Annotated in this window: 29 protein-coding genes and 1 tRNA gene; 17 read left to right on the top strand and 13 right to left on the bottom strand. The window is 71.6% G+C overall.

The genetic code is table 11. The features are described from left to right. Window positions 1-27: 27 nt before the first annotated feature. Window positions 28-2289 (bottom strand): catalase, encoded by a 2262-nt coding sequence (locus ACIBJE_RS22705; RefSeq protein WP_396751358.1) that lies wholly within the window; start codon window positions 2287-2289, stop codon window positions 28-30. 219 nt (window positions 2290-2508) lie between these two features. On the opposite strand from ACIBJE_RS22705, the gene ACIBJE_RS22700 reads away from it, so the two are divergent. Both ACIBJE_RS22700 and ACIBJE_RS22695 read left to right on the top strand, forming a co-directional pair. Beyond that, window positions 2509-3228, top strand: coding sequence for a hypothetical protein (locus ACIBJE_RS22700; protein ID WP_396751356.1), 720 nt, complete (start codon window positions 2509-2511; stop codon window positions 3226-3228). Continuing rightward, entirely contained in the window at window positions 3225-3959 is a 735-nt protein-coding gene (locus ACIBJE_RS22695) for a hypothetical protein (RefSeq protein WP_396751354.1), read from the top strand. Before ACIBJE_RS22700 ends, ACIBJE_RS22695 begins: the two co-directional genes overlap by 4 nt. Window positions 3960-4064: 105 nt before the next feature. Here ACIBJE_RS22695 and ACIBJE_RS22690 read toward each other — a convergent pair. Next, window positions 4065-4151 (bottom strand) — tRNA-Ser (locus ACIBJE_RS22690). Between the two features lie 96 nt (window positions 4152-4247). Between ACIBJE_RS22690 and ACIBJE_RS22685 the strand changes: the two genes are divergently transcribed. Together ACIBJE_RS22685 and ACIBJE_RS22680 are read left to right on the top strand one after the other, a co-directional pair. Next, window positions 4248-4787, top strand: coding sequence for an AAA family ATPase (locus tag ACIBJE_RS22685; protein WP_396751352.1), 540 nt, complete (start codon window positions 4248-4250; stop codon window positions 4785-4787). A 9-nt stretch (window positions 4788-4796) separates the two neighbouring features. Further along, window positions 4797-5774, top strand: coding sequence for an NAD(P)H-quinone oxidoreductase (locus ACIBJE_RS22680; RefSeq protein WP_396751350.1), 978 nt, complete (start codon window positions 4797-4799; stop codon window positions 5772-5774). Between the two features lie 95 nt (window positions 5775-5869). Here ACIBJE_RS22680 and soxR read toward each other — a convergent pair whose 3' ends face one another. Beyond that, a complete protein-coding gene (gene soxR / locus ACIBJE_RS22675; RefSeq protein WP_396751348.1) occupies window positions 5870-6310 on the bottom strand; it encodes a redox-sensitive transcriptional activator SoxR in 441 nt (146 codons plus the stop codon). A 47-nt stretch (window positions 6311-6357) separates the two neighbouring features. Here soxR and ACIBJE_RS22670 point away from each other — a divergent pair, with 47 nt between their 5' ends. After that, window positions 6358-7065, top strand: coding sequence for a transketolase (locus ACIBJE_RS22670; protein WP_396751346.1), 708 nt, complete (start codon window positions 6358-6360; stop codon window positions 7063-7065). 66 nt (window positions 7066-7131) lie between these two features. Beyond that, window positions 7132-8010, top strand: coding sequence for a transketolase family protein (locus ACIBJE_RS22665; RefSeq protein ID WP_396751563.1), 879 nt, complete (start codon window positions 7132-7134; stop codon window positions 8008-8010). Between the two features lie 61 nt (window positions 8011-8071). On the opposite strand, the gene ACIBJE_RS22660 is transcribed toward ACIBJE_RS22665, so the two are convergent. The 5 genes from ACIBJE_RS22660 to ACIBJE_RS22640 all read right to left on the bottom strand — a co-directional run bounded on the left by ACIBJE_RS22660 (window position 8072) and on the right by ACIBJE_RS22640 (window position 12943). Continuing rightward, on the bottom strand, window positions 8072-8767 hold the full coding sequence (locus ACIBJE_RS22660; RefSeq protein WP_396751561.1) for a glycosyltransferase family 2 protein: 696 nt from the start codon (window positions 8765-8767) through the stop codon (window positions 8072-8074). Between the two features lie 122 nt (window positions 8768-8889). Beyond that, window positions 8890-10359: a histidine kinase dimerization/phospho-acceptor domain-containing protein gene (locus ACIBJE_RS22655; protein WP_396751344.1), complete on the bottom strand. Its 1470-nt coding sequence runs from the start codon at window positions 10357-10359 to the stop codon at window positions 8890-8892. Further along, complete coding sequence (locus tag ACIBJE_RS22650; RefSeq protein WP_396751342.1) at window positions 10352-11047, bottom strand: response regulator transcription factor; 696 nt, start codon at window positions 11045-11047, stop codon at window positions 10352-10354. The genes ACIBJE_RS22655 and ACIBJE_RS22650 overlap by 8 nt, the downstream gene beginning before the upstream one ends. An 81-nt stretch (window positions 11048-11128) precedes the next feature. Next, window positions 11129-11668, bottom strand: a complete 540-nt coding sequence (locus ACIBJE_RS22645) for a hypothetical protein (RefSeq protein ID WP_396751341.1) — start codon at window positions 11666-11668, stop codon at window positions 11129-11131. 102 nt (window positions 11669-11770) lie between these two features. Continuing rightward, window positions 11771-12943, bottom strand: a complete 1173-nt coding sequence (locus tag ACIBJE_RS22640; protein ID WP_396751339.1) for a thiolase family protein — start codon at window positions 12941-12943, stop codon at window positions 11771-11773. Between the two features lie 130 nt (window positions 12944-13073). On the opposite strand from ACIBJE_RS22640, the gene ACIBJE_RS22635 reads away from it, so the two are divergent. Further along, window positions 13074-13535 carry a PH domain-containing protein gene (locus ACIBJE_RS22635; RefSeq protein ID WP_396751337.1) on the top strand — a complete coding sequence of 154 codons (462 nt, stop codon included), beginning with the start codon at window positions 13074-13076 and terminating at the stop codon, window positions 13533-13535. 51 nt (window positions 13536-13586) lie between these two features. Here the strand turns inward: ACIBJE_RS22635 and ACIBJE_RS22630 are convergent, their stop codons facing one another. Further along, entirely contained in the window at window positions 13587-14498 is a 912-nt protein-coding gene (locus tag ACIBJE_RS22630; RefSeq protein WP_396751335.1) for a rhomboid family intramembrane serine protease, read from the bottom strand. Window positions 14499-14565: 67 nt separating this feature from the next. Further along, entirely contained in the window at window positions 14566-15096 is a 531-nt protein-coding gene (locus ACIBJE_RS22625; protein ID WP_145834827.1) for a peptidylprolyl isomerase, read from the bottom strand. Window positions 15097-15180: 84 nt separating this feature from the next. On the opposite strand from ACIBJE_RS22625, the gene ACIBJE_RS22620 reads away from it, so the two are divergent. Then, window positions 15181-15924 (top strand): hypothetical protein, encoded by a 744-nt coding sequence (locus tag ACIBJE_RS22620; RefSeq protein ID WP_396751333.1) that lies wholly within the window; start codon window positions 15181-15183, stop codon window positions 15922-15924. Between the two features lie 159 nt (window positions 15925-16083). Here ACIBJE_RS22620 and corA read toward each other — a convergent pair whose 3' ends face one another. From corA to ACIBJE_RS22605, 3 genes are all read right to left on the bottom strand, one after another. After that, complete coding sequence (gene corA / locus ACIBJE_RS22615; protein ID WP_396751331.1) at window positions 16084-17232, bottom strand: magnesium/cobalt transporter CorA; 1149 nt, start codon at window positions 17230-17232, stop codon at window positions 16084-16086. A 369-nt stretch (window positions 17233-17601) separates the two neighbouring features. Continuing rightward, window positions 17602-18696, bottom strand: coding sequence for a PLP-dependent aminotransferase family protein (locus ACIBJE_RS22610; protein WP_396751329.1), 1095 nt, complete (start codon window positions 18694-18696; stop codon window positions 17602-17604). Window positions 18697-18824: 128 nt separating this feature from the next. After that, complete coding sequence (locus ACIBJE_RS22605) at window positions 18825-19265, bottom strand: ester cyclase (RefSeq protein WP_396751327.1); 441 nt, start codon at window positions 19263-19265, stop codon at window positions 18825-18827. A 138-nt stretch (window positions 19266-19403) separates the two neighbouring features. Here ACIBJE_RS22605 and ACIBJE_RS22600 point away from each other — a divergent pair, with 138 nt between their 5' ends. The 9 genes from ACIBJE_RS22600 (at window position 19404) to ACIBJE_RS22560 (ending at window position 26035) form a co-directional block, all read left to right on the top strand. Then, entirely contained in the window at window positions 19404-19853 is a 450-nt protein-coding gene (locus tag ACIBJE_RS22600; protein WP_396751325.1) for an NUDIX hydrolase, read from the top strand. Continuing rightward, complete coding sequence (locus ACIBJE_RS22595) at window positions 19850-20623, top strand: hypothetical protein (protein WP_396751323.1); 774 nt, start codon at window positions 19850-19852, stop codon at window positions 20621-20623. Before ACIBJE_RS22600 ends, ACIBJE_RS22595 begins: the two co-directional genes overlap by 4 nt. A gap of 70 nt (window positions 20624-20693) precedes the next feature. After that, entirely contained in the window at window positions 20694-21425 is a 732-nt protein-coding gene (locus tag ACIBJE_RS22590; RefSeq protein ID WP_396751321.1) for a sugar phosphate nucleotidyltransferase, read from the top strand. Next, window positions 21413-22480, top strand: a complete 1068-nt coding sequence (locus ACIBJE_RS22585; RefSeq protein WP_396751319.1) for an iron-containing alcohol dehydrogenase family protein — start codon at window positions 21413-21415, stop codon at window positions 22478-22480. The genes ACIBJE_RS22590 and ACIBJE_RS22585 overlap by 13 nt, the downstream gene beginning before the upstream one ends. Beyond that, window positions 22455-23180, top strand: a complete 726-nt coding sequence (locus ACIBJE_RS22580) for a CDP-alcohol phosphatidyltransferase family protein (protein ID WP_396751317.1) — start codon at window positions 22455-22457, stop codon at window positions 23178-23180. The genes ACIBJE_RS22585 and ACIBJE_RS22580 overlap by 26 nt, the downstream gene beginning before the upstream one ends. 179 nt (window positions 23181-23359) lie before the next feature. Beyond that, the gene (locus tag ACIBJE_RS22575) at window positions 23360-23860 is read left to right on the top strand and encodes an RNA polymerase sigma factor (RefSeq protein WP_396751315.1); all 501 of its coding nucleotides are present in this window, start codon (window positions 23360-23362) and stop codon (window positions 23858-23860) included. 67 nt (window positions 23861-23927) lie between these two features. After that, window positions 23928-24605: a hypothetical protein gene (locus ACIBJE_RS22570; RefSeq protein WP_396751313.1), complete on the top strand. Its 678-nt coding sequence runs from the start codon at window positions 23928-23930 to the stop codon at window positions 24603-24605. Window positions 24606-24866: 261 nt separating this feature from the next. After that, the gene (locus ACIBJE_RS22565) at window positions 24867-25469 is read left to right on the top strand and encodes a matrixin family metalloprotease (RefSeq protein WP_396751311.1); all 603 of its coding nucleotides are present in this window, start codon (window positions 24867-24869) and stop codon (window positions 25467-25469) included. Window positions 25470-25483: 14 nt separating this feature from the next. Beyond that, complete coding sequence (locus tag ACIBJE_RS22560; protein ID WP_396751309.1) at window positions 25484-26035, top strand: hypothetical protein; 552 nt, start codon at window positions 25484-25486, stop codon at window positions 26033-26035. The last annotated feature ends 112 nt before the right edge of the window (window positions 26036-26147 follow it).

Raw genomic sequence — 26147 nt, 5'->3', positions numbered from 1 at the left:
CCGTGCGACCCCGCCGGGACGGACGAATCAGGCCACCGAGGCGGGAAACCGATCCCACACCCGGTGCGCGGCCATCAGCCGCTGCACGGCGGCGAAGACCTCGGTGCCGGAGTCGCCGGTGACCACGCCGGGCGTACCGCTCACCCGCGCCTGGCGCAGCACGGCGACCCCGTCGCCCCACGCGCCGATCGCCTTGGCGTGCCGCCACGCCTCGTCGACCAGGAGCAGCACCCTTGGGTCCACGGTCACCGAGTCCGCCGCGCCCGCCTTGGCGTCCCGCGCCGGGATCGCGTCCGGTGCCGGCGTCGGCGCTCCGGACAGCAGGAGGACGTCGAACTCGACCGACCGGCCGGTGGCGAAGGTGCGCTGCACGGTGAGGTCACCCACCGTGCCGCCGTGCGGGGCGACGAGCAGCGGCACCATGCCGGCACCGAGCACCGCCCGGCGCACCTGGTCGACGCCGTCGAGGTCGCTGGCGGCGTCCACGACGATTCCGACCATGCGGCCGTCGGCCGGCCACTCACCGCCGACCTGGGAGAGCGCCGGACTGGGCGCGACGTCGGCGAGCGGCACGGTCGGCTGCGGCGCGGGAAGGCCCAGGCCGGTGGCGACCTCCGCGCAGAGCACCGGGTCGATGTTGGCCAGGCACTGGAGCTGGCGTTCCCGGATCGCCTGGTGGTAGCACTTGCCCAGCTCGAAGGTGTAGGCGCGGATGATGTGCTCCTTCTCCACCGGTGACATGCTCAGCCAGAACAGGCGGGCCTGGCTGAAGTGGTCGTCGAAGGAGACCGGGTTCGCGCGTACCTTGGGCGCCTCCGCCACGGTCACCGGCACGTCGACGAACGCGCCGTCGTCGACGCCGGCCGGGAACGGGTTGCCGCCGTCGAGCGAGTTCGGCCGGTACGGCGCCACTCCCGCATGGACGGCCTGCTGGTGAAAGCCGTCGCGCAGCATGTCGTTGACCGGCGCGTGCGGGCGGTTGATCGGGATCTGCGGAAAGTTCGGCCCGCCCAGTCGGGTGAGCTGCGTGTCGACGTACGAGAAGAGCCGGCCCTGGAGCAGCGGGTCGTTGGTGACGTCGATCCCCGGCGGCAGATGCCCGGGGTGGAAGGCGATCTGCTCGACCTCGGCGAAGAAGTTCGTCGGCGTGCGGTTGAGGACCAGCCGGCCGACCGGCTGCACCGGGGCCAACTCCTCCGGCACGACCTTCGTCGGGTCGAGCAGGTCGATGCCGGCGAACGTCTCCTCGGGGGTGTCGGGGAAGACCTGGATGCCGAGTTCCCACTCGGGGAACGCACCGGCCTCGATCGCGTCGTACAGGTCGCGGCGGTGGAAGTCCGGGTCCATGCCGCCGAGCATCTGCGCCTCCTCCCAGGTCAGGGAGTGCACCCCCAGCTTGGACTTCCAGTGGAACTTGACCAGCACGGTCTCCCCTGCGGCATTCACCAGCCGGAACGTGTGGACGCCGAAGCCCTCCATCATCCGGTACGAACGCGGGATGGCCCGGTCGGACATGTTCCACATCGTGTGGTGCTGCGCCTCCGTATGCAGCGAGACGAAGTCCCAGAAGGTGTCGTGGGCGCTCTGGGCCTGTGGGATCTCCCGGTCCGGGTGCGGCTTCCCGGCGTGGATGATGTCGGGGAACTTGATCGCGTCCTGGATGAAGAAGACCGGGATGTTGTTGGCGACGAGGTCGAACGTGCCCTCGTCGGTGTAGAACTTCGTCGCGAAGCCACGGGTGTCGCGGACCGTGTCGGCCGATCCACGCGAACCGAGGACGGTGGAGAACCGGACGAAGACCGGGGTCTCCTTTCCCTTGGCGAGGAAGCCGGCCCTCGTGACGCCCTCGGCGCTGCCGTACCCGGTGAACATGCCGTGCGCGCCGGCCCCCCGCGCGTGTACGACGCGCTCGGGGATCCGCTCGTGGTCGAAGTGGGTGATCTTCTCGCGCAGGTGGTGGTCCTGGAGCAGAACCGGACCGCGCGGGCCGGCCTTCAGCGAGTGGTCGGTGTCGCGCAGCCGCGTTCCCTGCGCGGTGGTCAGGTAGGCGCCCTGTTGACCCTTCGCGATCGGGGGCACGCCGGTCGCCGCCCCGGTCGGCGTACGGGTGTCCGGCGTCCCCTGCTCCGGTTTCGGCGGCAGCGGGTCGTGTGGCGTCGTCGGTTCCTCGACGGTCGGCGGGGCGCTGCCCGGCGCGCCGGGAACATCCGGGGTCAGGGCGTCGGCCACCTTTCCGGCGGCGGCCTCGACGACGTGCTTGACGGCCTTGGCGGGCTTGCTGGGATCCATCTGGACGAGTCCTCCGTGGAGCTGCGATGACAGGCTCCTTCGGCCGTACCCTCGGAGGACCCGGCGAAACGATCCGTGATGCCCAGGTCAGCGTTACCGGGGCCGCCGTCATCCCGCGCCTCGACCACCGGTTGTCAGCAATGCGACACGGCGCAAAATAGTGACCGAAGGCGATATATTGCGGGTTCAGCGCAATGGTCGTCGGCGGGAGACGGAACCATGCCAGTCCGGAGGCGGGTCAGGCACCTCAACCGGCTGGCCACGCCGATGGTCTGCCTGCTCGCGCTCGCCGTGGTGCTGCTGCTGGTCGGACTGACGCTGCAACTGCGGGGCCTGCAGGACGCCGCCAACGTCGCGCAACTGGTCTCGGTACTGCTGGCCGTTCCGCCGTTGCTGGTACCGCTCGTCACCCGGCTCCGTCCTCCGAAGGAGGCCGGAAAGACAACTCCGGGTGTCGACGAGACAGGCCCGCTGCGCGTGACCGCCGAGGTCATGGACGTGGAAGCGCTGGCCCGCCGCAGCGACGGCCGCCTGGTGCCGGTCGATGGTCACAGCCTGCAGATCTACGTGGAGGCCACGGAGGGGACCGTGTTGTTGAGACGATTGCGGCCGGTGGTGGTCTCGCAGGAACCGGTCCACGCCACGCTGGTTCCCAAACCCACCATGGGTGTGCTCGAGCCGCGCCCGTTCGAACTGCTTCTCGACCCGGGGGTGCCTGAGGTTCGGCCGCGCGTCGGCGGCGTGGACTTCCCGTTCTCCGTGTCGCCGTCCGATCCCGAGGTCCTCAAGGTCACGGTGCGCCTGCGCCGCGACCAGGTCGCCTGGTACCTGCTGCTCGACTGGACACAACACGGTCGGAGTGGGACCCATTCGATCACCGCTGCTGGTCAGCCATTCCTCACCGTCGGTTCGGAAGGTCTCGGGAAGGCCCCGCGATGACCCCGCTCGCCGTGGCCGCGGTGCTGACGATCCTCGCTGGTGCAGTGTCGCTGGTCGTGTGGCGCCGGCGTAGCCCGGCCGACCGGACCCCAGAGCCGGCTGGCGGACCGGTCCCAGCCGCCGGTGCCGGTGCCGGTGCCACGGTCCATCCCGGTCCCGACGTCGAGGTGGCCATCCGCGTCGACATGGACAGCTCCCGACACTGTCACCCGAGTAGCGCGATCGGGCCGACGCCCGTCGAGGTGCCGACCCCCGGTTACCACCTGTATCTACGGATCGTGTCGCGCGAGCCGCAGCTCAGCGTGCGGATCGCCCTCACCGCCGAGGCGCTGCGCGAGCTGCCCCTCGGGCAGGCCGAGGTCACATTGCACGCCCACCGGATCGAACACGTCCAGCCGGATTTCGAGATCCTCCTCGACGGGGATCCACCGCTGGTCCGCCCGACCCTCGGGCCGGACGGGGCCGCGCTCCACCCCGACGTGACGCTGCCCCTCGTCGTCGCCCCGGGTGAGACCAGAGTGTTGCTGCTGGTCCCGCTGACCAGATCGAAGAGCCTGCTCGAGTGGCAGCTGAACGTCTCCGCCGCCACGACGGAGCGTCAGCAGACGATCCCCATCCCGCAACGGATCACCGGCGACCACGGCTGGGTCACGTTCCGCCCGGGTGGCAGTGCCCCCGAGCCGGGTCCTTCGCCGATGAGCAACCACTGGCGACCGTACGCCCCCTACTAGCACCGCCCGGATCTGAGAACCAGCGGGACCGGACGAGCCGACACAGACATACCACCTGGGCGACGTTTCCCTGCTGGTCAGTGGGCATGCTCGCGGACGAGGAAGCGGAGGGTGTGGGATTCGAACCCACGAAGACATCGCTGCCTTACCGGTTTTCAAGACCAGCGCCATCGGCCACTAGGCGAACCCTCCCGGCACGTCCCCGAGGGGTACGCGACCCCGTCTAGTCTGCCATGACCGACCGGCGGCGCGAGTCGGCGTCCCGCCCGAACGTGGGATCATCGCGGCATGTGGGACACCCCCTCGGTGGTGCTGATCACCGGAATCATGGCGGCCGGCAAGTCCACAGTGGCCGAGCTGCTGGCCCGTCGGCTGTCGCGCTCGGTGCACCTGCGCGGCGACGTCTTCCGCCGGATGGTGGTCGGCGGGCGGGCCGAGATGAGCGCCACACCGTCGGAGGAGGCGTGGCGGCAGCTCCGGCTCCGTTACGACCTCGCCGCGTCGACCGCCGACACGTACGCCGCCGCCGGCTTCACCGTGGTCTGCCAGGACGTGGTCCTCGGCCCGGAGCTGGCCGCGATGGTCGACCGGATCCGGCACCGGCCGCTGGCGGTCGTGGTGCTCGCGCCCCGTCCGGAGGTGGTCGCCGCCCGCGAGCGGTACCGGCCCAAGAAGGGGTACGGCGACTGGCCGGTCGCCGACCTGGACGCCGGCTTCCGGGCCGACACGCCCCGGATCGGGCTCTGGCTGGACACCTCCGACCAGACCCCGGAGCGGACCGTGGCGGAGATCCTGACCCGGGCGTGGACCGAGGGGCGGATCGGGTAAGACAGGTTCATGCGTGCGATCACGATCCCGGAACCCGGTGGACCCGAAGCCCTGCGCTGGACCGAGGTGCCCGACCCGGAGCCCGGTCCCGGTGAGGTGGTCGTTGACGTGCGGGCCAGCGCGGTGAACCGGGCCGACCTGCTGCAACGGCAGGGGCACTACCCGCCGCCGCCGGGTGCGTCGGCGTACCCGGGTCTGGAGTGCGCCGGGGTGGTCACGGCGACCGCTCCCGACGTGACCGGGTGGCGGATCGGCCAGGAGGTCTGTGCGCTGCTGGCCGGCGGCGGGTACGCCGAGCGGGTCGCCGTGCCGGCCGGGCAGCTGCTGCCGGTGCCGGCTGGCCTCGACCCGGTCGAGGCCGCCGCGCTGCCCGAGGTGGCCTGCACGGTCTGGTCGAACGTCGTCCAGCTGGCCCGGCTGGCGGCGGGCGAGACGCTGCTGGTGCACGGTGGGGGAAGTGGCATCGGCACGTTCGCCATCCAGCTCGGCGCGGCGCTCGGCGCGACCGTGGTGGTGACCGCGCGCGCGGCCAAGCACGAACGGCTGCGTGAGCTGGGTGCGGCGCACACCGTCGACTACCGGGAGCAGGACTTCGTCGAGGAGGTCCGCCGGATCACCGACGGTCGGGGCGCGGACGTGATCCTGGACATCATGGGCGCGGCCTACCTGGCCCGGAACGTCGCAACGTTGGCGACCGGCGGCCGGCTGGTGGTGATCGGCATGCAGGGTGGGCGGAAGGCCGAAATCGACCTCGGCACGCTGCTGGCCAAGCGGGCCTCGGTGACGGCCACCGCGCTGCGGTCCCGCCCGCTGGCGGAAAAGGCGGCGATCGTCCAGGGCGTACGGGAGCAGGTCTGGCCGCTGGTGGAGTCGGGCCGGATCCGGCCGGTGGTGGACCGACGGATGCCGATGTCCGACGCGGCCGCAGCGCACCGGCTGGTGGAGTCGAGCGACCACCTGGGCAAGGTGCTGCTGGTCACCGGCTGACCGGCCAACCCCGCCAGGTGGTAGCAGGGGTCCCCTGTTACCGCTTCTTGCCGAGGAGGGGTCCCCGGCAACCACCTTGAGAGGCGGCAACCACCTCAGGGGCGGGGCAGGACCAGGCGTGCGCCCGGTCCCTCACCGGCGAGCTTGTCGGCGGGGTTGTTGAGGGTGCAGCGCTGCAACGACAGGCAGCCGCAGCCGATGCAGCCGGTGAGGTCGTCCCGGAGCTTGCTGACCAGGCGGATCTTCTCGTCCAGCCGGTTGCGCCAGGCGGCGGAGATCCGGGCCCAGTCCTGCGCGCTGGGGGTACGCCCGTCGGGCAGCGAGTCCAGTGCCTCGCGGATCTCGTCCAGCGAGACGCCGACCTGCTGGGCGATCCGGATGAACGCCACCCGGCGCAGTTCGGCGCGGGCGTACCGACGCTGGTTGCCCCCGGTGCGTTCGGCGTGGATGAGGCCGAGCCGCTCGTAGTAACGCAGCGCCGAGGGGGCCACGCCGCTGCGGGCGGCGAGCTGACCGATGGTGAGAGACTCCTGCATCACGTCACCCTTGAGTTGAAGTGAGCTTCAAGTTGCAGGCTAGCGGCATGACCGTCACCATCGCCAGCGCCCCCGTTGTCCCGGGCCCGGTCGCGCCGCTGCTGCGTCGGTTCGCAGCGGGCCAGGAGGACGACCTGGGCTCGAACGTGTACTCCACCATCGACGTCCTCTGGGTGCTCTACGACCGGATCCTACGGATCTCCCCGGACCGGCCGGACGACCCGGACCGGGACCGGTTCCTCCTCTCCAAGGGGCATGCCGTGGCCGGCTACTACGCCGTCCTCGCCGCGAAGGGGTTCGTCCCGCCGGACTGGCTGGACGACGCCTACGGTCCGGCGAGCCGCCTCGGCGGCCACCCCGACCGGGTCCTGGTGCCGGGCGTCGAGATCGGGTCCGGGTCGCTCGGGCACGGGCTCGGCCTCGGTGTGGGCACCGCGCTCGGGCTGCGGGCCCAGGGCCTGCTCACCCCGAGGGTGTACGTCCTGCTCGGCGACGCCGAACTCGACGAGGGCTCCAACCACGAGGCGATCGCGTACGCGGGCGCGACCGGACTGGCCGGGCTGACCGCGATCGTGGTGGACAACCGGTCCGCCACGCACGGCTGGCCCGGCGGGATCGCGGCCCGGTTCACCGTCAACGGCTGGCAGGCGTCCACCGTCGACGGGTACGACCACGACGCCCTGTACACCGCCCTGACCGGGCACGACCACCACCGACCGCACGTCGTCGTCGCGGTCGTCGACGGGAAGGAGTGAGCCGTGACGGCAGTCAGCGAGGCACCCGTGACCCTGGCAACCGGGGAGAGGGTGGAGGAGATCGTCATGCGGGACCGCTTCGTGGACACCGCGCACGAGTTGCTGGCCGAGGATCCGCGGGCCGCCGTGGTGCTCGCCGACATCTCGGCGGACAGTTTCCGCGAGGCGGCCCGACGGCACCCGGACCGGGTGGTCAACGTGGGTATCCGGGAACAGTTGATGGTCGGCGTGGCCGGTGGACTGGCCCTGGCCGGGCTCCGCCCGGTGGTGCACACCTACGCCCCGTTCCTGGTCGAGCGGGCGTACGAGCAGATCAAGCTGGACCTCGACCACCAGGACGTGACTGCGGTGCTGGTCAGCGTCGGGGCCTCCTACGACCGGCCGGAGGCTGGCCGGACCCACCTGTCCCCGGCCGACGTGGCGCTGATCGACACGCTGCACGGCTGGACGGTGCACGTGCCGGGACACCCCGACGAGGTGCCGCCGCTGCTACGTACGGCGGTGGCCGGCGACGACCCGGTGTACTTGCGGTTGTCGACGATGGCGAACCATCGGCCGTACGGCGGCGACGGCTCGCTGCGGGTGGTGCGGGACGCGGGGCCGGGCGCGCCCCTGATGGTGGCGGTGGGACCACTGCTGGACGAGTGCCTGGCGGCGGTCGCCGGACGGGACGTGACGGTGGCGTACACCCATCGGCCGCGCCCCTTCGACACTGCCGGGTTGCGGGCGCTCGCCGGCACCGAGGTGATCCTGGTGGAGCCCTACCTGGCCGGCACGTCGAGCCGGGTGGTGAGCGAGGCCCTCGCGGACCGGCCGCACCGGCTGCTGGCGCTCGGGGTCGGCCGGCGGGACCTGCGCCGTTACGGGACGGCGGTCGACCACAGCCGCTGGCACGGACTCGACGCGGCCGGGCTGCGCCGTTCGATCGACGCGTTCCTGGTCTGAGCCCCGCTCACCGGCAGCGCCGGAAATGGTCAGGGCCGGGAGCAAGAAAGGCCGGGAGCGGTCAGGGCCGGGGGTGGCGGCGGGTACGCTCCCGGCCCAGGATCCAGAGCGCCTCGACGCCGTCCTTCCAGGTGATCTTCTTGCCCTCCTCGCGACCCCGGGCCCGGTAGCTGATCGGCACCTCGTACGGGCGGATCCGGCGGCGCAGCAGCTTGCCGGTCACCTCCGCCTCCATGCCGAAACCACGGGACCGCACGTCGAGCGAGCGGTACAGCTCGATGGGCATGAGCTTGAAGCAGGTCTCCAGGTCGCCGATGTACGAGTTGAAGAGCACGTTCGCGGCCGTGGTGACGCCCTTGTTGCCCATCACGTACCAGAAGCTGTAGGCGCTGTGGCTGCCGAAGGTGCGATTGCCGTAGACCACCTGGGCGCGCCCGTCGAGCACCGGGGCGAGCAGCTTCGGGATGTCCTGCGGGTCGTATTCCAGGTCCGCGTCGAGGATGACCATGTAGTCACCCTCGGCGTGGGCCACGGCCGTCCGGATGGCCGCGCCCTTGCCCGCGTTGCGGGGATGGGTGATCACCCGGAGTCGGGCGTCGTCGACCCGGCTGAGGACCTCGGCCGTCCCGTCCCGGCTGCCGTCGTCGACCACGAGGAGTTCGATGTCGCACGGGTACTCGACCGCCAACGCCTGCTTGAGGGCGTCCGCGATGCGTTCCTCCTCGTTGAAGACCGGCATGAGGATCGACAGCTTCACGGGCTTCTCCACGGGGGCGACTGTACGTCGGGGACAGCGTAGCGTGTCGGCCCGGCCTGCAAGGACTGGCACGAGGCCGTCACCTCGGCACGCTGCGTCAACCCGGACCAGCGGAAACGGGATCATGTCGGCGTCCGCGTCCGGTGCGGTCCTGCGGGTAGCAGGACGGTGAACACCGCGCCGCCCTCCGGGGCGTGCCCGGCGGTGATGGTGCCACCGAGCCGCCGGACCAGTCCGGCGGCCAGCGCCAGTCCCAGCCCGCTGCCGACCTTCCGGATTCCCCGGTACCGCTGGTGCAGGGCGCCCCGCTCGAACACCACCACCAGGTCGTCGTCGGTGAAGCCGGGTCCGCCGTCGCGGACCTCGACCACCCCGCCCGCCAGCGGGTCCGCCCCGACCGGCCGGGCCGCGAGCACCACCGGCGCTCCCGGGGGTACGACCCGCAGCGCGTTCTCCAGCAGCCCGTCGACCACCTGCCGGATCCGCCCCGGATCGGTGTACACCGGCACCGGCCTGTCGGGCACCTCGACCCGGAACGCCAGGCCGACCGCCGCGCACCGGGTCGACCAGGTGCCCGCCGCCGCGCCGACGAGTTGGACGAGGTCCACCGGGACCGGGTCGAGCGGGAAGTCGGCCGCCTCCAGGCGGGCCAGCGCGAGCAGGTCGCTGACCAGCCGGTCCAGGTGTTCCGCTTCGGCCAGCATGGTCCGTCCGGTCTGCGCCGCCTCGTCGGGGCCGAGCACGCCGTCGGCGAGCGCCTCGGCGTACCCCCGGACGGCGGTCAGCGGGGTACGCAACTCGTGCGAGACGGAGAGCAGGAACTCCCGTTGCCGGCCCTCGCTGGTGGCGAGCGCCTCGGCCAGCCCGTTGAGCGCGTACGCCAGTTCGGCGACCTCGTCGGGCGGTTCGACCGGCACCCGCACCGCGCGGTCCCCGGCGCTGAGCCGGGCGGCGGCGGTGGCCGCCTGTCGGATCGGGTGGGCCAGGCGGCGGGCGAGCAGCCAGCCGGCGACCACCCCGGCGGCCAGCCCGGCGAGCAGCGGCACCCAGACACTGGCGAGCACCTGCCGCCAGAGCCCGGTGACCCGGGACCGGGCGAGCACCACCCCGTTGCCGTCGCCGAGCGCGCGCCCCTCGACCAGGGACGGCCGACCGTCGACCAGCCGCCGCACGGAGACGTCCTGCCCGGCGGCGACCCGCTCGACCACCTGCGGCGGCAGACCGGCCCGGTCGACCCGCCCGTCCCGGAGCACGTACGCGTCGACGTCCTGGTTCGCCAGCAGGCGCAGCAGCCGCTCGTCGGCCGGCTGGCCCCGGCTCAGCCGGAACCGGAGCACCTCGGCGGTCATCCGCGCCTGCGCGGCCAGCGTGTCCTGCGCCTGCCGCTGCGCGCCACGCACCGCCAGGGGCACCGCCACCAGCGCGGTGACCAGCACCGAGACCAGGGACACCGCGCAGGTCACCAGCACCGCCCGGGCGGTCAGGGTGCGGCCGGGCCGGGACCGGCGTGGCCCGGCCGGCCGGGGGCCCACCGTCGGCAGCGCCCCGGTCGGCAGGTCGGCACCGGGCGGGCCGGCGGGGCGGTCAGCCATCGGCGGCGTACCCCACGCCCCGATGGGTACGGATCACGCTGACGTCGCCGATCTTGGCCCGGACCTGCGCCACGTGCACGTCGACCGTCCGGGTGCCGGCGTGCGCCGCGTACCCCCAGACCCCGGCGAGCAGCTCCTCCCGGGTGAAGACCCGCCCGGGGCGGGCCATCAGGTGGGCAAGCAGGTCGAACTCGGTCGAGGTGAGCTGGACCGGGGTGCCCGAGACGGTGACCGTGCGCCGGGACGGGTCGAGGGTGACCGGGCCGACCTGCCGGGGCCGCTCCGCCCCTTCCGGAACCCCGGCCGCGCGCCGCAGCACCGCCCGGACCCGGGCGACCAGCTCACGTGGGCTGAACGGCTTGGTGACGTAGTCGTCGGCCCCCAGTTCCAGGCCGAGGATCCGGTCCACCTCGTCGTCCCGGGCGGTGAGGAAGATGACCGGGGTCCAGTCGCCGGCCTCGCGCAGCCGACGGCAGACCTCGGTTCCGGCCAGGCCGGGCAGGGCGATGTCCAGCACGCAGGCGACCGGCCGGAGCCGGCGGGCGGCGGCCAGCCCGGCCGGGCCGTCCCGTTCGACGTGGACGCCGAAACCGTCCCGCGCCAGGTAGAGCCGGACCAGGTCGGCGATGGCCGGTTCGTCCTCGACCACGAGGACGAGTCCACGGTGGTTCGCTGCGTCGACGCTCACCGGGTCATGATTCCTGACCGTCCGGTCGGGAACACGGCCAGTTGTGTTCGGATTCGGTAAGGACCCGCGATCGGCGGTGGGTCAGCCCCGTCCGGTGGAACGCCGGCCGGAGGCGGGTCCACCGGAGGCGGGTCGACCGCTGCCGGGGCGGTGCCCGGCGACGGGCGCTCCGTTGGTGGCGACCGCCCGGGGCAGCCGCAGCCGGGACCGGAAGGCGTGGTCGAGCAGGGTGTCGATCTGCCACACCTGCTTCGGGTGTTCCGTCCGGATCAGGAACCGCTCCCGCACCCCGTCGATCGCGGTGGCGGCCAGCTCCACCTGCTGGAGCCGGGGATCCGGGTTCCAGGTGACGTTGCTCAGATGGCGCAGTTCGGTGTTCAGGTGCAGGTGGAGCCGGTGCAGCAGCGGGCTCTGCCGGGTGACGACCAGTCGCTGGTAGGTCATCAGGAGCAGGTACTCCCCGGACACCAGGCGGTCCGGGCAGGTGCAGCGGGTGACCAGGATCGTCGCGTCGTCCGCCCGGACGCAGCGCCGGAAGACGGGCATGTGGCGGCTGACCGTCTGCACGGCGAGCCCGTTCTCGGCGGCGGCGGGCAGGAACGTTCGGTCGAAGACGTCCATGCCCGGACCAACGACCCAGCGGCGGTTCCGGAAATTCCACGGGGCCGGGCACCCACACCGGCTGTCCGACGCCGGCAGCAGACCGCCCGCGCCGCCGCTGCTCTACAGCAGCTCGACGATGGTGGCGTTGGCCATGCCGCCGCCCTCGCACATCGTCTGCAGGCCGTAGCGGATGCCGTTGTCCCGCATGTGCTGGAGCATCGTGGTCATGATGCGGGCACCGGACCCCCCGAGCGGGTGGCCGAGGGCGATCGCCCCGCCGCGCGGGTTCAGCCGCTCCGGGTCGGCTTCGGTCTCCGCCAGCCAGGCCAGGGGCACCGGGGCGAACGCCTCGTTCACCTCGTACACCCCGATCTCCTCGATGCCCAGCCCCGCGCGGCGCAGCGCCTTCGCGGTGGCCGGGATGGGGGCGGTGAGCATGGTGACCGGGTCGTCGGCCGCGACGACGGCGGTGTGCACGCGGGCCAGCGGGCGCAGGCCGTGCCGGCTGGCCCACTCGGAGGTGGTGACAGCGAGCGCCGCCGCGCCGTCGGAGATCTGCGAGGCGGAACCGGCGGTGACCACACCGTCGGCGCGGAACGGGGTCTTCAGCTCACCGAGCTTCTCCAGCGAGGTGTCCCGGCGGATGCCCTCGTCGGCGGTGAACTTGCCCCCGTCGGCCAGCGCCACCGGGGTCAGCTCCGCGTCGAACGCCCCGGCGTCCTGGGCAGCGGCGGCCTTCTCGTGGCTGGCCAGGGCGAACTCGTCGAGCTGGGTCCGGGAGAACCGCCAGCGCTCGGCGATCAGCTCCGCGCCGACACCCTGGTTGAACGGGAGCGGCTCGTCGTCGGCGAAGCCCTCGACGCCGCGGTAGCGATCGCGGAGCTGGTCGCTGAAGGGCATGCCGCCGGCCACGCTGGACCCCATCGGCACCCGGGTCATCGACTCGACTCCCCCGGCGACGACCAGGTCGGCCTGACCGGAGAGGACGGTGGCGGCGGCGAAGTGCAGCGCCTGCTGGCTCGACCCGCACTGCCGGTCGAGGGTGGTGCCGGGCACCGACTCGGGCCAGCCGGCGGCGAGGACGGCGTTGCGGGCGACGTTCCAGGACTGCTCGCCGACCTGGGACACGCAGCCCCAGATCACGTCGTCGACGTCGGTCGGGGCGATGCCCGTCCGCTCGGCGAGGGCGCGGAGCACGTGTGCCGAAAGGTCCACCGGGTGGACGCCGGCCAGGCTGCCCTTGCGCCGCCCGACGGGGGTGCGTACCGCGCCGACGATAACCGCGTCACTCATATCTACTCCCCGGTAACCTGAGATTCCTCGATCCTACGTCGCGGGACGACCCGCCGTCCGCCCCGGGTGGTCGGCCACGTCCGAGCCCGGTGGCGTCGCGGCGTCCACCCCGCTCGGGCATGCTGGACGGATGCACCCAGGGTCCTCCAGCCGGCAGTGGCGCGTACCGGTGAAACTACCGCTGGTCAAGCTGGTCGGGGCCGGGACACTGGCGGCGCTCGGGCTGCTCTTCGCCGAGGGTGACCCGGTACGGGTGGTCCTCGCCGGGCTGGGCGCGGCCGGGCTGGCCGTCTGGGCGGCGCGTGACCTGCTCGCCCCGGTGCGGCTCGCGGTGGATCCGTCCGGGGTGACCGTGGTCACCGGCTTCGCCAGCCGACGGACGCTCGACTGGTCGGCGATCGAGTCCGTCGCGGTGGACGACCGTCCCCGCTTCGGCCTGCGCAACCAGTTCCTTGAGATCGACACCGGCGAGTCGATCCACCTGCTCAGCCGGCACGACCTCGACGCCGACCCGGCCGAGGTCGCCGCGCTCGTGGCCCCGTACCTGGACGCCCACCGCCCCGGCCCCGCCGCCCCGGACGACCGGCCCTGACCGACGCCGCCTGCGCGGGAGGGTCAGCCGAGCAGGGCGGCGGTGTGTGGGTCAGCCGAGCAGGGCGGCGGTGCGGACGAGGACGAGGCCGAGCAGGGCCACCATGATGACCGCGCCACCGGCGACCTGGAAGGTCGACCGACGCATCCGGGGGGCGTAGGCCAGGACCAGCGCCATCAGCGCCCCGGCGACCAGACCACCGAGGTGACCGGCGATGGAGATGCCCGGCACGGCGAAGGTGAAGACCAGGTTGATCACCAGGATGGGCACCACGGCCGAGGTGTCCCGACCGAGCCGACGCATGATCACGAAGAGCGCGGCGAAGAGACCGAAGATGGCGGTGGAGGCGCCGGCCGTGGCGGCGTTGGGGGCGCTGAAGAGGTACGCCGCGACGTTGCCCCCGAACCCGGCGATCAGGTAGAGCGCGAGGAAACGCAGCGGCCCGAGGACCCCCTCCAGGGACCGCCCGAGCACCCACAGTGCCCACATGTTGAGCAGCAGGTGCACCACGCCGTAGTGCAGGAACATCGCGGTGAGTAGGCGATACCACTCGCCCTCGGCGACCCCGTGGATGGCGCCGTCGGCGAAGAGCGCCCGGCCGAGCACCGCGCCCCACTCGGTCAGCGGGGTGCTGCCGCCCATCAGCCCGCCGAAGCCGGAGCCGCCGGCCGCCGAGTCGCCCCCACGGTCGGAGGCGATGGAGAGCAGCATCATGAGCAGGTTCAGCGCGATCAGGGCCTTGGTCACGTAGCCCTGGCGACCGACGGCACCGCCACCGAAGGCGGTGCGCGCCGGTCGCACCGAACGTCGGCCCTCGCTCACGCACTCCGGGCACTGGTGTCCCACGGAGGCGTCCCGCATGCACTCCGGGCAGATCGGACGGTCACAGCGGGTGCACCGGATGTACGTCTCCCGACCGGGGTGCCGGTAGCAGACGGGCGTGGTCGGCGGTGACTCGCTCACGGTCTCGCCCTCCCGTCCGCGCACCTGCGGCGCTCAGTCATGCGAGCAAAGGTACCTCGTACGGGGGTCAGGCCTGGGCACGCTCGATCTCGACCCGCTCGATCACCACGTCGGAGAGCGGACGGTCGCTCGGGCCGGTCGCGGTGTTGGCGATCGAGTCGACCACCTTCACCGACTCCTCGTCCGCCACCTGCCCGAAGATGGTGTGCCGGTTGTTCAGGTGCGGCGTCGGGGACACGGTGATGAAGAACTGCGACCCGTTGGTGCCCGGCCCGGCGTTCGCCATGGCCAGCAGGTACGGACGGTCGAAGCGCAGGTCCGGGTGGAACTCGTCACCGAACTTGTAGCCCGGCCCGCCGCGACCGGTGCCGGTCGGGTCGCCCATCTGGACCATGAAGCCGCTGATCACGCGGTGCGAGATGGTGCCGTCGTAGTACGGCCCGCTGCCCGGCTGGCCGGTGCGCGGGTCGGTGTACTCCCGGGTGCCCTCGGCCAGTTCCACGAAGTTGCGGACGGTCTTCGGGGCGTGGTTGGAGAAGAGCTCCAACCGGATCGGGCCATGGTTGGTGTGCAAGGTGGCGTAGAGAGCCTCGGCCACGGGTACTCCTCACTTGTCGGTCAGTTCCATGCGGATCCTCCCATGTGCCCGATCTGGCAGTGCGGAGGCATCCGAAGGTGGAGGATGACGAAGGAACAACTCCCAGGAGGTGGGACCGTGTTTGGAATCGGGCGGCGTAAGTCCCAGGCGCAGCTGGCCAAGGCCGAGCTCAACCAGGGCGTTGGTCACCTGATGCAGGCAGCCACGTACGCGTCTCGGGGCGTCGGCCACTCCGTCGGCCCCCGCGTGCAGGCGGCCCGGGTGGCGGTGGCACCGACCGCGGTGCGGGTCCGCGACTCCGCCGCCCGTGGTTGGGGCTCGACGGTCGCCACCCTCGCCCCGCTGGCCATGGCCACGCGCGGCGCGGCACAGGCCGGCACGATCGCCCGGAAGGCGAAGGTGAAGAACGTGCGAATGGTCAAGCAGAAGAAGAAGGCCCGGCGGCGCGGCGGCATCATGACCGGTCTGCTCGCGGCCGGGGCGGTGGCCGGGGTGGCCGGCGCGATGGCGATGCGTCGCCGCCGGGACCAGCAGGAGTGGGCCGAGTACGACCCGAACCGCACCCTGGAGCCGATGCGCGACGAGGTGGAGACCATCGAGGTGCGTACCCCGACGGCCGACCGGCCGACCACGGCCGCCACCGGGCCGACCGGTGCCGGCAGTTCGGCGGTGGCCGGTGCGGGCAGCGCCGCCACCGCGAAGCCGGTCACCCCGAACGACAGGGTGCCGTCGGTGGCCGAGGGCGCCCGGGATGTCTCGGGACGCCCGGCCGACGACGTCAGCCGGGCGATGGGGGGCACCACCAGCCCCAGCGGCGGCCGTCACTGACGCCGCGCGGACGGCTACGTCAGCACACGGCCACCGGGAGAGTGCCGGCGAGGCGGGGGCACGCCCCCGCACCGCCGGCGCTTACGCATCCCGCCGGGAACCCGGGCGCGCCCCCGCCCGGACCGGCCCACGGCTCCCGTCCGGGCTGCGGCGCGGCGGTCAGAGCCAGCCGTTGCGGCGGAACCAGCGGTAGAGGGCCATCGAGATGCCCAGCATCAGGGCCAGGACGACCGGATAGCCGTACGTCATCTTCAGCTCGGGCATGTTCTCGAAGTTCATGCCGTAGATGCCGGCGATGGCGGTCCACACGGCGGCGATCGCGGCCCAGGCCGCGATCTTGCGCATGTCGTTGTTCTGGTCGACGGTGACCTGGGCCAGGCGCGCCTGGAGGATCGAGTTCAGCAGGTCGTCGTATGAGTTGACCTGCTCGACGGTGCGGCTGAGGTGGTCCTGCACGTCCCGGAAGTAGCGCCGGATCTCCTTCGGCACCTCCCGGTTGACCTGGGCGGTGAGCGTCAGCAGCGGACGTTGCAGGGGCACCACGGCCCGCTTGAACTCGACCAGTTCCCGCTTCATCTGGTAGATCCGCTGGATCCGGCCGTGGCTCTGCCGGTCGAAGACTTCCGCCTCCAGCACGTCCAGGTCGTCCTCGACCTGGTCGGCGACCTCCAGGTAGAGGTCCACCACCCGGTCGGTGACCGCGTACGCCACCGCCCACGGGCCGTGCAGCAGCAGGTCGCGGGTGCTCTCCAGGTCGGCCCGGACGGACGCGAGCCGGCAGGCGTCCCCGTGCCGGACGCTGATCAGGAAGTCGGGGCCGATGAAGAGCATCACCTGGCCGGTCTCGACCACCTCGGAGGTCTCGGTCAGCTCGGTGTGCTCGCAGTACCGGGCGGTACGCAGCACCAGGAAGCTGACCTCCCCGAACTGCTCCAGCTTGGGTCGCTGCTGGGCCTTGACCGCATCCTCGACGGCGAGTTCGTGCAGCCCGTACGTGGCCGCGATGGCGCTCATCTCCCGTAGGCCCGGCTCGTGCAGTCCCAGCCAGACGAAGGCGTGCGGCTGCTGGCGGGCCGCCGCGAGCGCGTCGGCGTAGTTCCAGGTGCCCGGCTGCCGGACCCCCTCCACGTAGAGGGCACAGTCGACCACGGCGCTGCGGTCCGGTCCGGTCTCGTGGGGTGGGCGAGGGCTGTCCTCGGTGTTGAGGATCCGGCTCATCGCCCGGACCGGAGCCGTCCAGGCCCGGGGTCGGAGGACCCGGCCGGCGCCGAGCGGTGTGTTCCGGGCCCGTTCGGTGCGGTCGGACATGACGGCGCCTCCTCCCAACCACCCACGGCTGCTGCGGGTTGAGGGTACGCCGCCGGCAGGTGCCGGGCCGGGCGCGCACGATCGGGGGGTGGCACCCGCCGGGTACGGGGGCGGCGTCGGGCGGGCCGGCCGCGTCGAAGGGGGTGAGGTGCGACACGGCCCACCCGACGCCTTTGGGGGCGGGGGATGGTGCTCACGACGCCCGTCACGTCGGTGCTGCGGACGTCCGCACCGGGGCCCACCAGGGCCGTTCGACGTGAAAGGCGCTCGCAGCATTGTGGGCCGCAGGCCGGCCCGAGGGGAGTCCCGAGCCGGCCCGAATCATCTATTGTCAGATATTTGACAGAAGGCTGGTGTGACAGGAAACCGTCAGCCTCGAACGGCCGCCATGGCCTCCGCCAACCGGCGGACGCCCTCGTCGATCCGGTCCGCGGTGACCGCCGAGAAGGCCAGTCGGAGCGCGTGCCGGCCACCACCGAGGACGAAGTCGCTCCCCTTCACCACCGCCACGCCGCGCTCCGCCGCCGCCGGGGCGAGCCGGTCCACCTCGACGTCCTCCGGCAGTTCGACCCAGAGGAAGTAGCCCCCGTCCGGCTCGACGAAGCGCGCCTCCGGGATGTGCCGGCGCAGCGACTCGGCGAGCACCCGGGCCCGCTCGCCGAGTGCGGTGCTGACCGTCCGGATCGAGCGCTCGATGTCACCGGAGACACAGAACTGGTGCACGATCGCCTCGGACACCATGCCCGGCGAGATGTAGAGGTTGGTGGCCTTCCGGGCGATGTCGGCGATCAGGTCGGCCGGCCCCACCAGGTAGCCGACGCGCACGCCGGGGCAGACCGTCTTGGTGAAGCTGGAGGCGTGCACCACCACACCCCGGGTGTCGAGCGAGAGCATCGACGGCAGCGGCTCGCCCCGGAACCGGATGTCCGCGTACGGGTCGTCCTCGAAGATCGTGAAACCGTACTCGACGGCCAGGTCGAGCAGCTCGCGCCGCTTCTCCAGGGAGAGCGTGACGCCGGCCGGGTTCTGGTAGTTCGGGATGACGTGGGCCAGCCGGGGCCGTACCCCGGACTCCAGCAGCTTGCGCAGCTCGGCGGTGTCCAGACCGTCCGGCTGGATGGTCACCCCGTGCAGCTCGCTGCCCTGACGCTGGAGGTTCAGCAGCGTCCGGTCGTACGTCGGCCGCTCCACCACCACGGCGTCACCGGGACGGACCAGGTGGTCGAAGAGGAACGCGTCGGCCTGGAGCGAACCGTTGGTGACCAGGACCTGGTCCGCCGACACCCCGTGCTTCTCGGCGATCCACTTCCGCAGGGGCGGGTAACCGACGGAGGTGCCGTACGCCGTCACTCCGGCGGGGTCGACGTCGAAGGCGCGGACGGCGGCGGCCTTGAGCCCCTCGACATCGACGATGTCCAGCGAGGGAGCGCCACGGGCGAAGGAGATCAGCTGCTCGGCGGTCATGGCTACTGAGCGTACGGGCGGGCGGCGGCCGATCGCGGACGGCACGACGATGTCCGCATCCTGAGCCACCGGGACGGGTGATCCGGGGCGGTGGAAACGGCGGCGACCTGTTCGCGGCCCCGACGACCTCAGGCGGCGAGCGGGGCGTCGGCGGCCGGCTCGGGCCGCCAGCCCAGGTCGGTCAGGAGCAGGCCCTGGTCGAAGTAGGACCGCCAGGAGGCGATCAGACCGTGCCGGGCGCGGACCACGTCGACCACGTCCCAGCTCACCGCGCGGCCGGTCGGCGCGACCGCCCCGAGGGCGGTGTGCAGCGCGCCGGTGTGGGTACCGGTCATCCGCTGTTCGAACACCACCCCACCGGCCGTCTCGACCAGCCCGGTCAGCTCGGTGCGCAGGTCCGGAAAGGCCCCCGACCAGGCCCGCAGCACCGCGGGCAACTCGATCGGACGCACCGTCAACCCCGGCATCGAGTAGAAGGCGTCGTCCGCGTACAGCTCCGGCAGCCGGGCGAGGTCCCGCTGGCGGAGCATCGCGTACTGCGACTCGACGAGTTCCCTGGCGCTGCGCATGGCGACCTCCCGGCGGCGCGGTGGCGGCTCCCGCATCCACCAGCTATCTCTACCCCTCGATCCCCGCTCCACACCCCCGTCTCCTCCTCGCGACGTCCGGGCGTCGCCGGAACGCTGATCCCTCGCTAGGGTCAAGGCGTGTCCACCGAGCCTCTACGCTGCGCAGGCGCACTGATCGTCGATGACGAGGGTCGCCTCTTCATCCAGCGCCGGTCCCCGGAACGACGGCTTTTCCCGAACACCTGGGACATCGCCGGTGGCCATCTGGAGCCGGGCGAGGAGGTCGAGGACGCGCTGCGCCGCGAGGTCTTCGAGGAGACCGGCTGGACCGTCTCGCACGTGCTCGGTCTCGTCGGCGAGTACCGGTACACCGGCGACGACGGCATCGAGCGGGTGGAGACCGACTTCCTGGTCCGGGTCGACGGCGACCTGGACCGTCCCCGCCTGGAGGCGGGCAAGCACACCGAGTTCCGGTGGATCACCGAGCAGGAGGTGGCGGTGCTGGACGAGCACCGCGACGTCAACGACGGACTGATCCGGCGGATCGCGGAGAACGCGTTCGCCGCCCTACGCTCGATCGGGCTGTGAGCGACGGGGTAGAGCTCCCGCCGCACCGGTTCGCGGGGCTGGTCGCCCCGGCGATGGACCGGGTCTTCGTCGCCGGCATGCTCGCCGGCCGCGACGGCGGCGGCGCCGAGCTGAGTCAGCGCTACGGCGGGATGGCGGCCACCGGCTTCCTGGTGGAGTTCCGCACCCGGCTCGCCGCGCCCGGTGGCACCGTCACCGCGGCGGGCTTCACCGCGGTGACCCGGTACCGGGACCCGGCCTCCTGCCAACGCGCGCTGGACAAGCACGTGGCGCACGGCATGGTCCACCGGCGGCCCGACGGGGCCTTCTCGGCCACCGAACGGGGTGCCGCCTTCCTCGCCGAGATCTACCAGGTGCACGGTGAGGTCACCGAGGAACTGTGGGCCGGACACGACGAGCGGGTACTCCGGCTGGTGGAGACGCTCGGCCGGCTGTTGGCGTACGCGCTGGTGACGGTCGAGGAGGACGACGACACCGCGCCGAGCGAGGCGTTCCGCGCGATGGCCCCGCCGTACGAGCCGGACGGCACCCCGCCGGGCGTGCTGCTGCTCAACCGGCTGGGCACGCTGCGCTACCACCGCTCCGACGCACACGCTGCGGCGTGGACCGCGGCCGGACACACCGCCGCGACCATGAGCGCACTGCCGGACGGGCCGGAGCGGCTGGCCATCGAGCAGGAGACCGACCGCCGGGCGGCCGACCCGTACACGGTGCTGGCTCCCGACGAGCGGCTGGCCATGCTCGTCGACCTGGCCGCCCTCCCCGGCTGACCGCACACCACAGCAGACGCGACTATCCTCCAGCGGGGAACGCCACGTCGTACGAGGGAGAATGTCGCCGATGATCGGGATGGTGCTCGCGGCCGGAGCGGGGCGTCGGCTGCGCCCGTACACCGACACGCTGCCGAAGGCGCTCGTGCCGGTGGACGGGGAGACGACCATCCTCGACATCGCGCTGCGCAACCTCGCCGAGGTGGGGCTGACCGAGGTCGTGATCGTGGTCGGCCACGCCGCCGACGCGGTGGTCGACCGGAAGGCTGCCCTGGAGGAGAAGTACGGCGTCACGATCACCCTCGTGCACAACGACAAGGCCGAGGAGTGGAACAACGCGTACTCGCTCTGGCTGGCCCGGGAGCACTTCGCCCGGGGCGTCCTGTTGGTCAACGGGGACACCGTGCACCCGGTGAGCGTGGAGCGGACCCTGCTCGCCGAGCGCGGGCCGGGCATCCTGCTCGCCGTCGACACGGTCAAGAAGCTCGCCGACGAGGAGATGAAGGCCACCTTCGACGCCGCCGGCCAGCTCACCCGGATCACCAAGCTGATGGACCCGGCCGAGGCGTACGGGGAGTACATCGGCGCGACGCTGATCGAGCCGCACGTGGCCGACGGGCTCGCCGACGCCCTGGAGGCGACCTGGCGGCGCGACCCGAACCTGTACTACGAGGACGGCTACCAGGAGTTCGCCGACCGTGGGGGCGAGGTCCGGGCCGCTTCGATCGGCGACGTCGCCTGGGTGGAGGTCGACAACCACGACGACCTGGCCCGGGCGCGGGAGATCGCGTGCCACTACTAGCCCGTACGGTCAACACGCCGCTGGTGATCGAGGTCCGGCGGGGTGCGGTGGCCGACCTGGGCCCGCTCCTGGCCGACCGGCGGATCTCCGCCGGGGGTGACGTGGCGGTGGTGGTCGGCCCCGGCCAGGGCGAGAAGATCGCCAACCTGTGCCAGCCCAGCCTCGGCTCCGCCGACGTGTTCATGGTCACCGGCGGCACCATCGACGCGGCCAACGAGCTGGGCGACCGGCTCCGCTCCGGCCACTACGACGCGGTGGTCGGCATCGGCGGCGGCAAGACCATCGACACCGCCAAGTACGCCGCCACCCGGTACGGCATGCCGATGGTGACCGTCGCGACCAGTCTCGCCAACGACGGCATCGCCTCGCCGACCGCCTCCCTCGACCACGAGGGCGGCAAGGGCTCGTACGGGGTGCACATGCCGATCGCGGTCATCGTCGACCTGGACTTCGTGGAGAACGGACCGGACCGACAGACCCAGGCCGGCATCGGTGACGCGGTGAGCAACATCAGCGCCTGCGCCGACTGGGAACTGGCCCACCAGGTACGCGACGAGCCGATCGACGGGCTGGCCGTGACCCTCGCCCGGACCGGGGCCGAGGCACTGATCAACCACCCCGGGACGATCAGCGACGACGGTTTCCTCACCACCCTCGCCGAGGCACTGATCCTGGGCGGCATCGCCAGCTCGGTGGCCGGGTCCACCCGTCCGGCCAGCGGCGGCGACCACGAGATCTCGCACGCCATCGACCGGCTCTACCCCGGCACCGCCGCACACGGTGAGCAGGTCGGGCTCGGTGCCCTGTTCTGCACCTTCCTGCGCGACGAACCGGAGCGCTTCGCCCAGCTCGCCGGCTGCCTGCACCGGCACGGCCTCGCCGTGGACCCGGCCGGGCTGGGGCTGACCGACGACCAGTTCGTCGAGGCCGTGCAGTACGCCCCCCGCACCCGCCCGGACCGCTACACCATCCTGGAGCACCTGGCGATGTCGCCTACCGAGACGCGACAGCGACTGGCAGACTACGCCGGTGCACTCCGCGACCACCTTGACTGAATCGTCCCGTCCCACCGTCGCCGACTTCCACCGGGTCAACCGGGGCGGCGGGCTGTTCAGCGAGTCGGTCAGCCAGTGGCTGGGGGCGGCGTTCGCGCTGGTCGCCCAGCGGCTCGGGCTGAAGCCCACCGCGCTGACCATCATGAACCTGGTGCTGGGGCTGGCCGCCTCGGTGACCGTGGTGGCACTCGCCGACCGGGTCGCCGCCGGGGACGTACCGGCCTGGGTGGTCGGGTTGGTCGCGCTGGTCGGCTGGCAGGTGGCGTACGCCCTGGACTGCGCCGACGGTCAGCTCGCCCGGGTGACCCGGCAGGGCAGCGCGGCCGGCGCCCGGGTGGACGTGCTCTGCGACGTGGCAGCGCAGATCGCCCTGGTGACCGCGCTGGGCACGGTGGCGGTGGCACAGCGCCCGTCGACGCCGGTCTGGCTGGTGGCCGCCTTCGCCGGCACCTGGATGGTCAACCTGGTCACCTCGGTGATGCAGGCCGGCCCGAACGCCGCCAGCATGGTCACCTCGACGTCCCTTCCGGTACGCCTCGCCAAGCTGGTCCGCGACTACGGCGCGGTGATCTTCGTGGCCGGACTGGTGCTGACGTTCGTCCCGGCGCTGACGTTCTGGGTGGTGGTCGCGTTCACCGTGGTCAACGGCGGCTTCCTGCTCGCCAGCATCGCCTTCTCCGCCCGCGCTTCGTTGCGCTGACTCCGCCCCCACCCCACCCGCCGATTGAGCAAGGGATTCGTGCACGACCCACTGGCGGGTCGGCCGCAAACCACTTGGTCAACACGGGGCCACCGGTTGAATCACCCACCATCACCTGCTCGTCGTGCGCAGTGTTGTCGGTCGTGTAACGCCTGGGGATCTGCCGGACATGGAGTGGCATGCGGTCGACTCGGTTTGAACGGGAGTATGCAGCTCACTACAAGTCGATCTTCGCATACACACTGCGCCGCACCGCTGACGTGCAGGACGCCCGTGACGTTGTCGCCGAGGTCTTCCTGACCGCGTGGCGGCGGTTGGACGACATGCCCGAAGGGCCGCAGGGGTTGCTGTGGCTGTACGGTGTCGCCCGGCGGACCCTGGCAAATCACGACCGTGCCCGGCGGCGCCACGAGCGGCTGGCCGCAAAGGTGCAGGCCCACGCCGCCTCGCCGGTGCTGGACACCGCAGCGGCGTATGACCGAGCAGATTCGGTGGCGGCGGCGTTCGGCCGCCTACGCCCGGACGATCAGGACATCCTCGGCCTCATCGCGGTGGAGGGCCTGACCCCCGCCGAGGCGGCTGGAGTGCTCGGTTACACGGCGGTGAATGTCCGTGTGCGACTGCACCGCGCCCGGATCCGCTTCGCTCGGGAGTTGAACGCGGAGGGCGTGATCATGTAGCGACATTTTGGCGGGTGTAACGCGGGGATGCGTGCCGGACATGAGAGGTGGAGAAGGAGGTAACGGAATGAGCGATCGGCTCACGAACCTTGTCAGACAGGCGATGGCGCTCGACGCGGAGCGCGTCTCGGCTCTCGACGACGCCGAGGCTCGCCGCGAGTTGCTTACGCGGATCGTCGACCAGCCGTTGCCGCCTCATCCGGCACCGCGCGCCGTGGGGCTTGCTCCGGTTCGCCGTCGTCAACGCTGGGCGGTGGGTCTTGTCGGAGGAACTGCCGTGGCGGTCGCCGCCTTCGTGGCGTTGGGCGGGCCGGGAGACGACCCGAGGCCAGACGACTTCTCAACCTCCGGCGGCGCCGACGTCTTCGCGGGGCACCAAGCCGCACAGAGTTGCATGGAGTCCTACACCACGGCGGCATTGGCGCGGAGAGCCTTCGGCTTCGACGGGACGGTGGCCAACATCGGCTCCACCACCGGTACAACCCCCGGCTATGTGCCAGTGACCTTCAAGGTGCATCGATGGTTCCGAGGAGGTGCGGGCGCGACCGTCGTCGTCACGATGCCGCAACCGGAGGGTTCGTTCGGGCAGGACAACGTCGCTTACCAGACGGGGTCGCGGCTGCTGGTCTCGGGGGAGCCGCGCTTCGGCGGCATGCCGCTGGCCGATCCGGTCGCCTGGGCCTGCGGATTCACCCGCAGCTACACGCCCGCTGAGGCGGCTGTGTGGCGGGAGGTGTTCCACTGAGTCACCCAAGGCCAGACTACGGAATATTACCGACAGTATTTATCCACTCACTCATAGCAGCGGTGACGCGACTGCAACCCACGCCACCGACTACCGAAGGTAACGACTAACCAATGGGGGCGACACCCCCGGAGCACATCTCCCCACTAAAAAAATATTGACGTACTACGATTTCCCTGGAGCGCGCTTCCGGCAACAAAGCATGGCTGGGGTATTGGCCCACCACAGCCGCCGTTGTCCCCTCTTCCGGCAAGGAGAAGAATGAGCATCGTCTCCAGGATGCCTCGCGGTCTGTTTCGGACGGCCGCGATCGTCGCCTCCGCCACGCTCGTCAGCGCCACGGCGCTCGTCATGACAGCAGCCCCCGCATCGGCCTACGCACTGCACGGGTGCAAGGTCTCCAGCACCACGGTCCAGTGGACCGACGGCACAGGTGGTGGCGCCTACGGCACCGTGGCGCAAAGCAGTGCCTCGGCCTGGCAAGCGACCTCGACGCCGATCTACTTCTCGAAGGTCGCGTCAGGTGGGCACGTCGGCATCAACATCGCCAACTACGGCAACGTCAGCTACGACGGCATCACCCAGAAGATCAGCGGCGGCAACCCGGTTTGCGGTAGCGGTGGCACCTGGACCACCAAACTCACCGCGACCTGGAACACCTATCACGCCGACGGCTACTCGGCGGCGAAGAAGCAGAGCGTGATGGCGCACGAACTCGGCCACGTCCTCGGGATAGCCCATAGCGGCATCGGTCCATGCGTCAGCGTTCCCCTGGCGTACCCCACGACCGACTTGCGTTACGACAGCTGTCTGATCAATACCCCGAAGGCCGACGACGTCGCCGCGGCAAACTTCATCTACTGAGCGGAGACCCGTACATGCTGAAGAAACTCGCCTTGGTAGTAGTAGCTGCCGCGCTTCTGGCCGGCTGCGGTAGCGCACCCGGCGGTGAGATCGCAGCGCAGCCGGAAGGCCAGACTGAATTGAGTGCCAGCCGGGTCAAGGACTACACCTCCCTGGCTGAACTACGGGCGGAGAGCACAGCGATTATCCGGGCGACCGTGGAGTCGTCCACCAGGGACAAGCTGAAGGACCTGCCTGTCACGATCTCGAAGGTGCGCGTGCGGGAAGTGCTCTGGGGCAAGGTGCCCTCGGATGTGCTGGCCGTGCAGCAGGCCGGCGACGAGACCATGCAGCTGCACGACACCGGCGAGATCCTCGCCAAGGACCGGGAGTACCTGCTGTTCGTCAAGCCCTTCGAGCTGAAGCCCGGCGAGCACACCGGCCGCTGGCTGATCACTGGTGACCAGGGCACGTTCGCACGCAGCAACGACGGATCCACCTTCCAGTTCGCTGGTGCTGGCAGTCCGCCGGAACTGCCAAGAACCTTCCGGGCCACTGCCGTCGAGTCCGGTACGTTCCTCAACTGATCGAGATCCCGTCGCGGGGGGGGGCCCCCCCCCCCGCCCCCCCCCCCCCCCCCGGGCGGGCGGCCCCCCCCGCCCCCCCCCCCCCCCCCCCCCCCACCCCGGGGAGCGCGGA

Source organism: Micromonospora sp. NPDC050187, assembly GCF_044459745.1.
Lineage (GTDB): Bacteria > Actinomycetota > Actinomycetes > Mycobacteriales > Micromonosporaceae > Micromonospora.
This window is presented reverse-complemented; position numbering and strand designations above follow the sequence as displayed.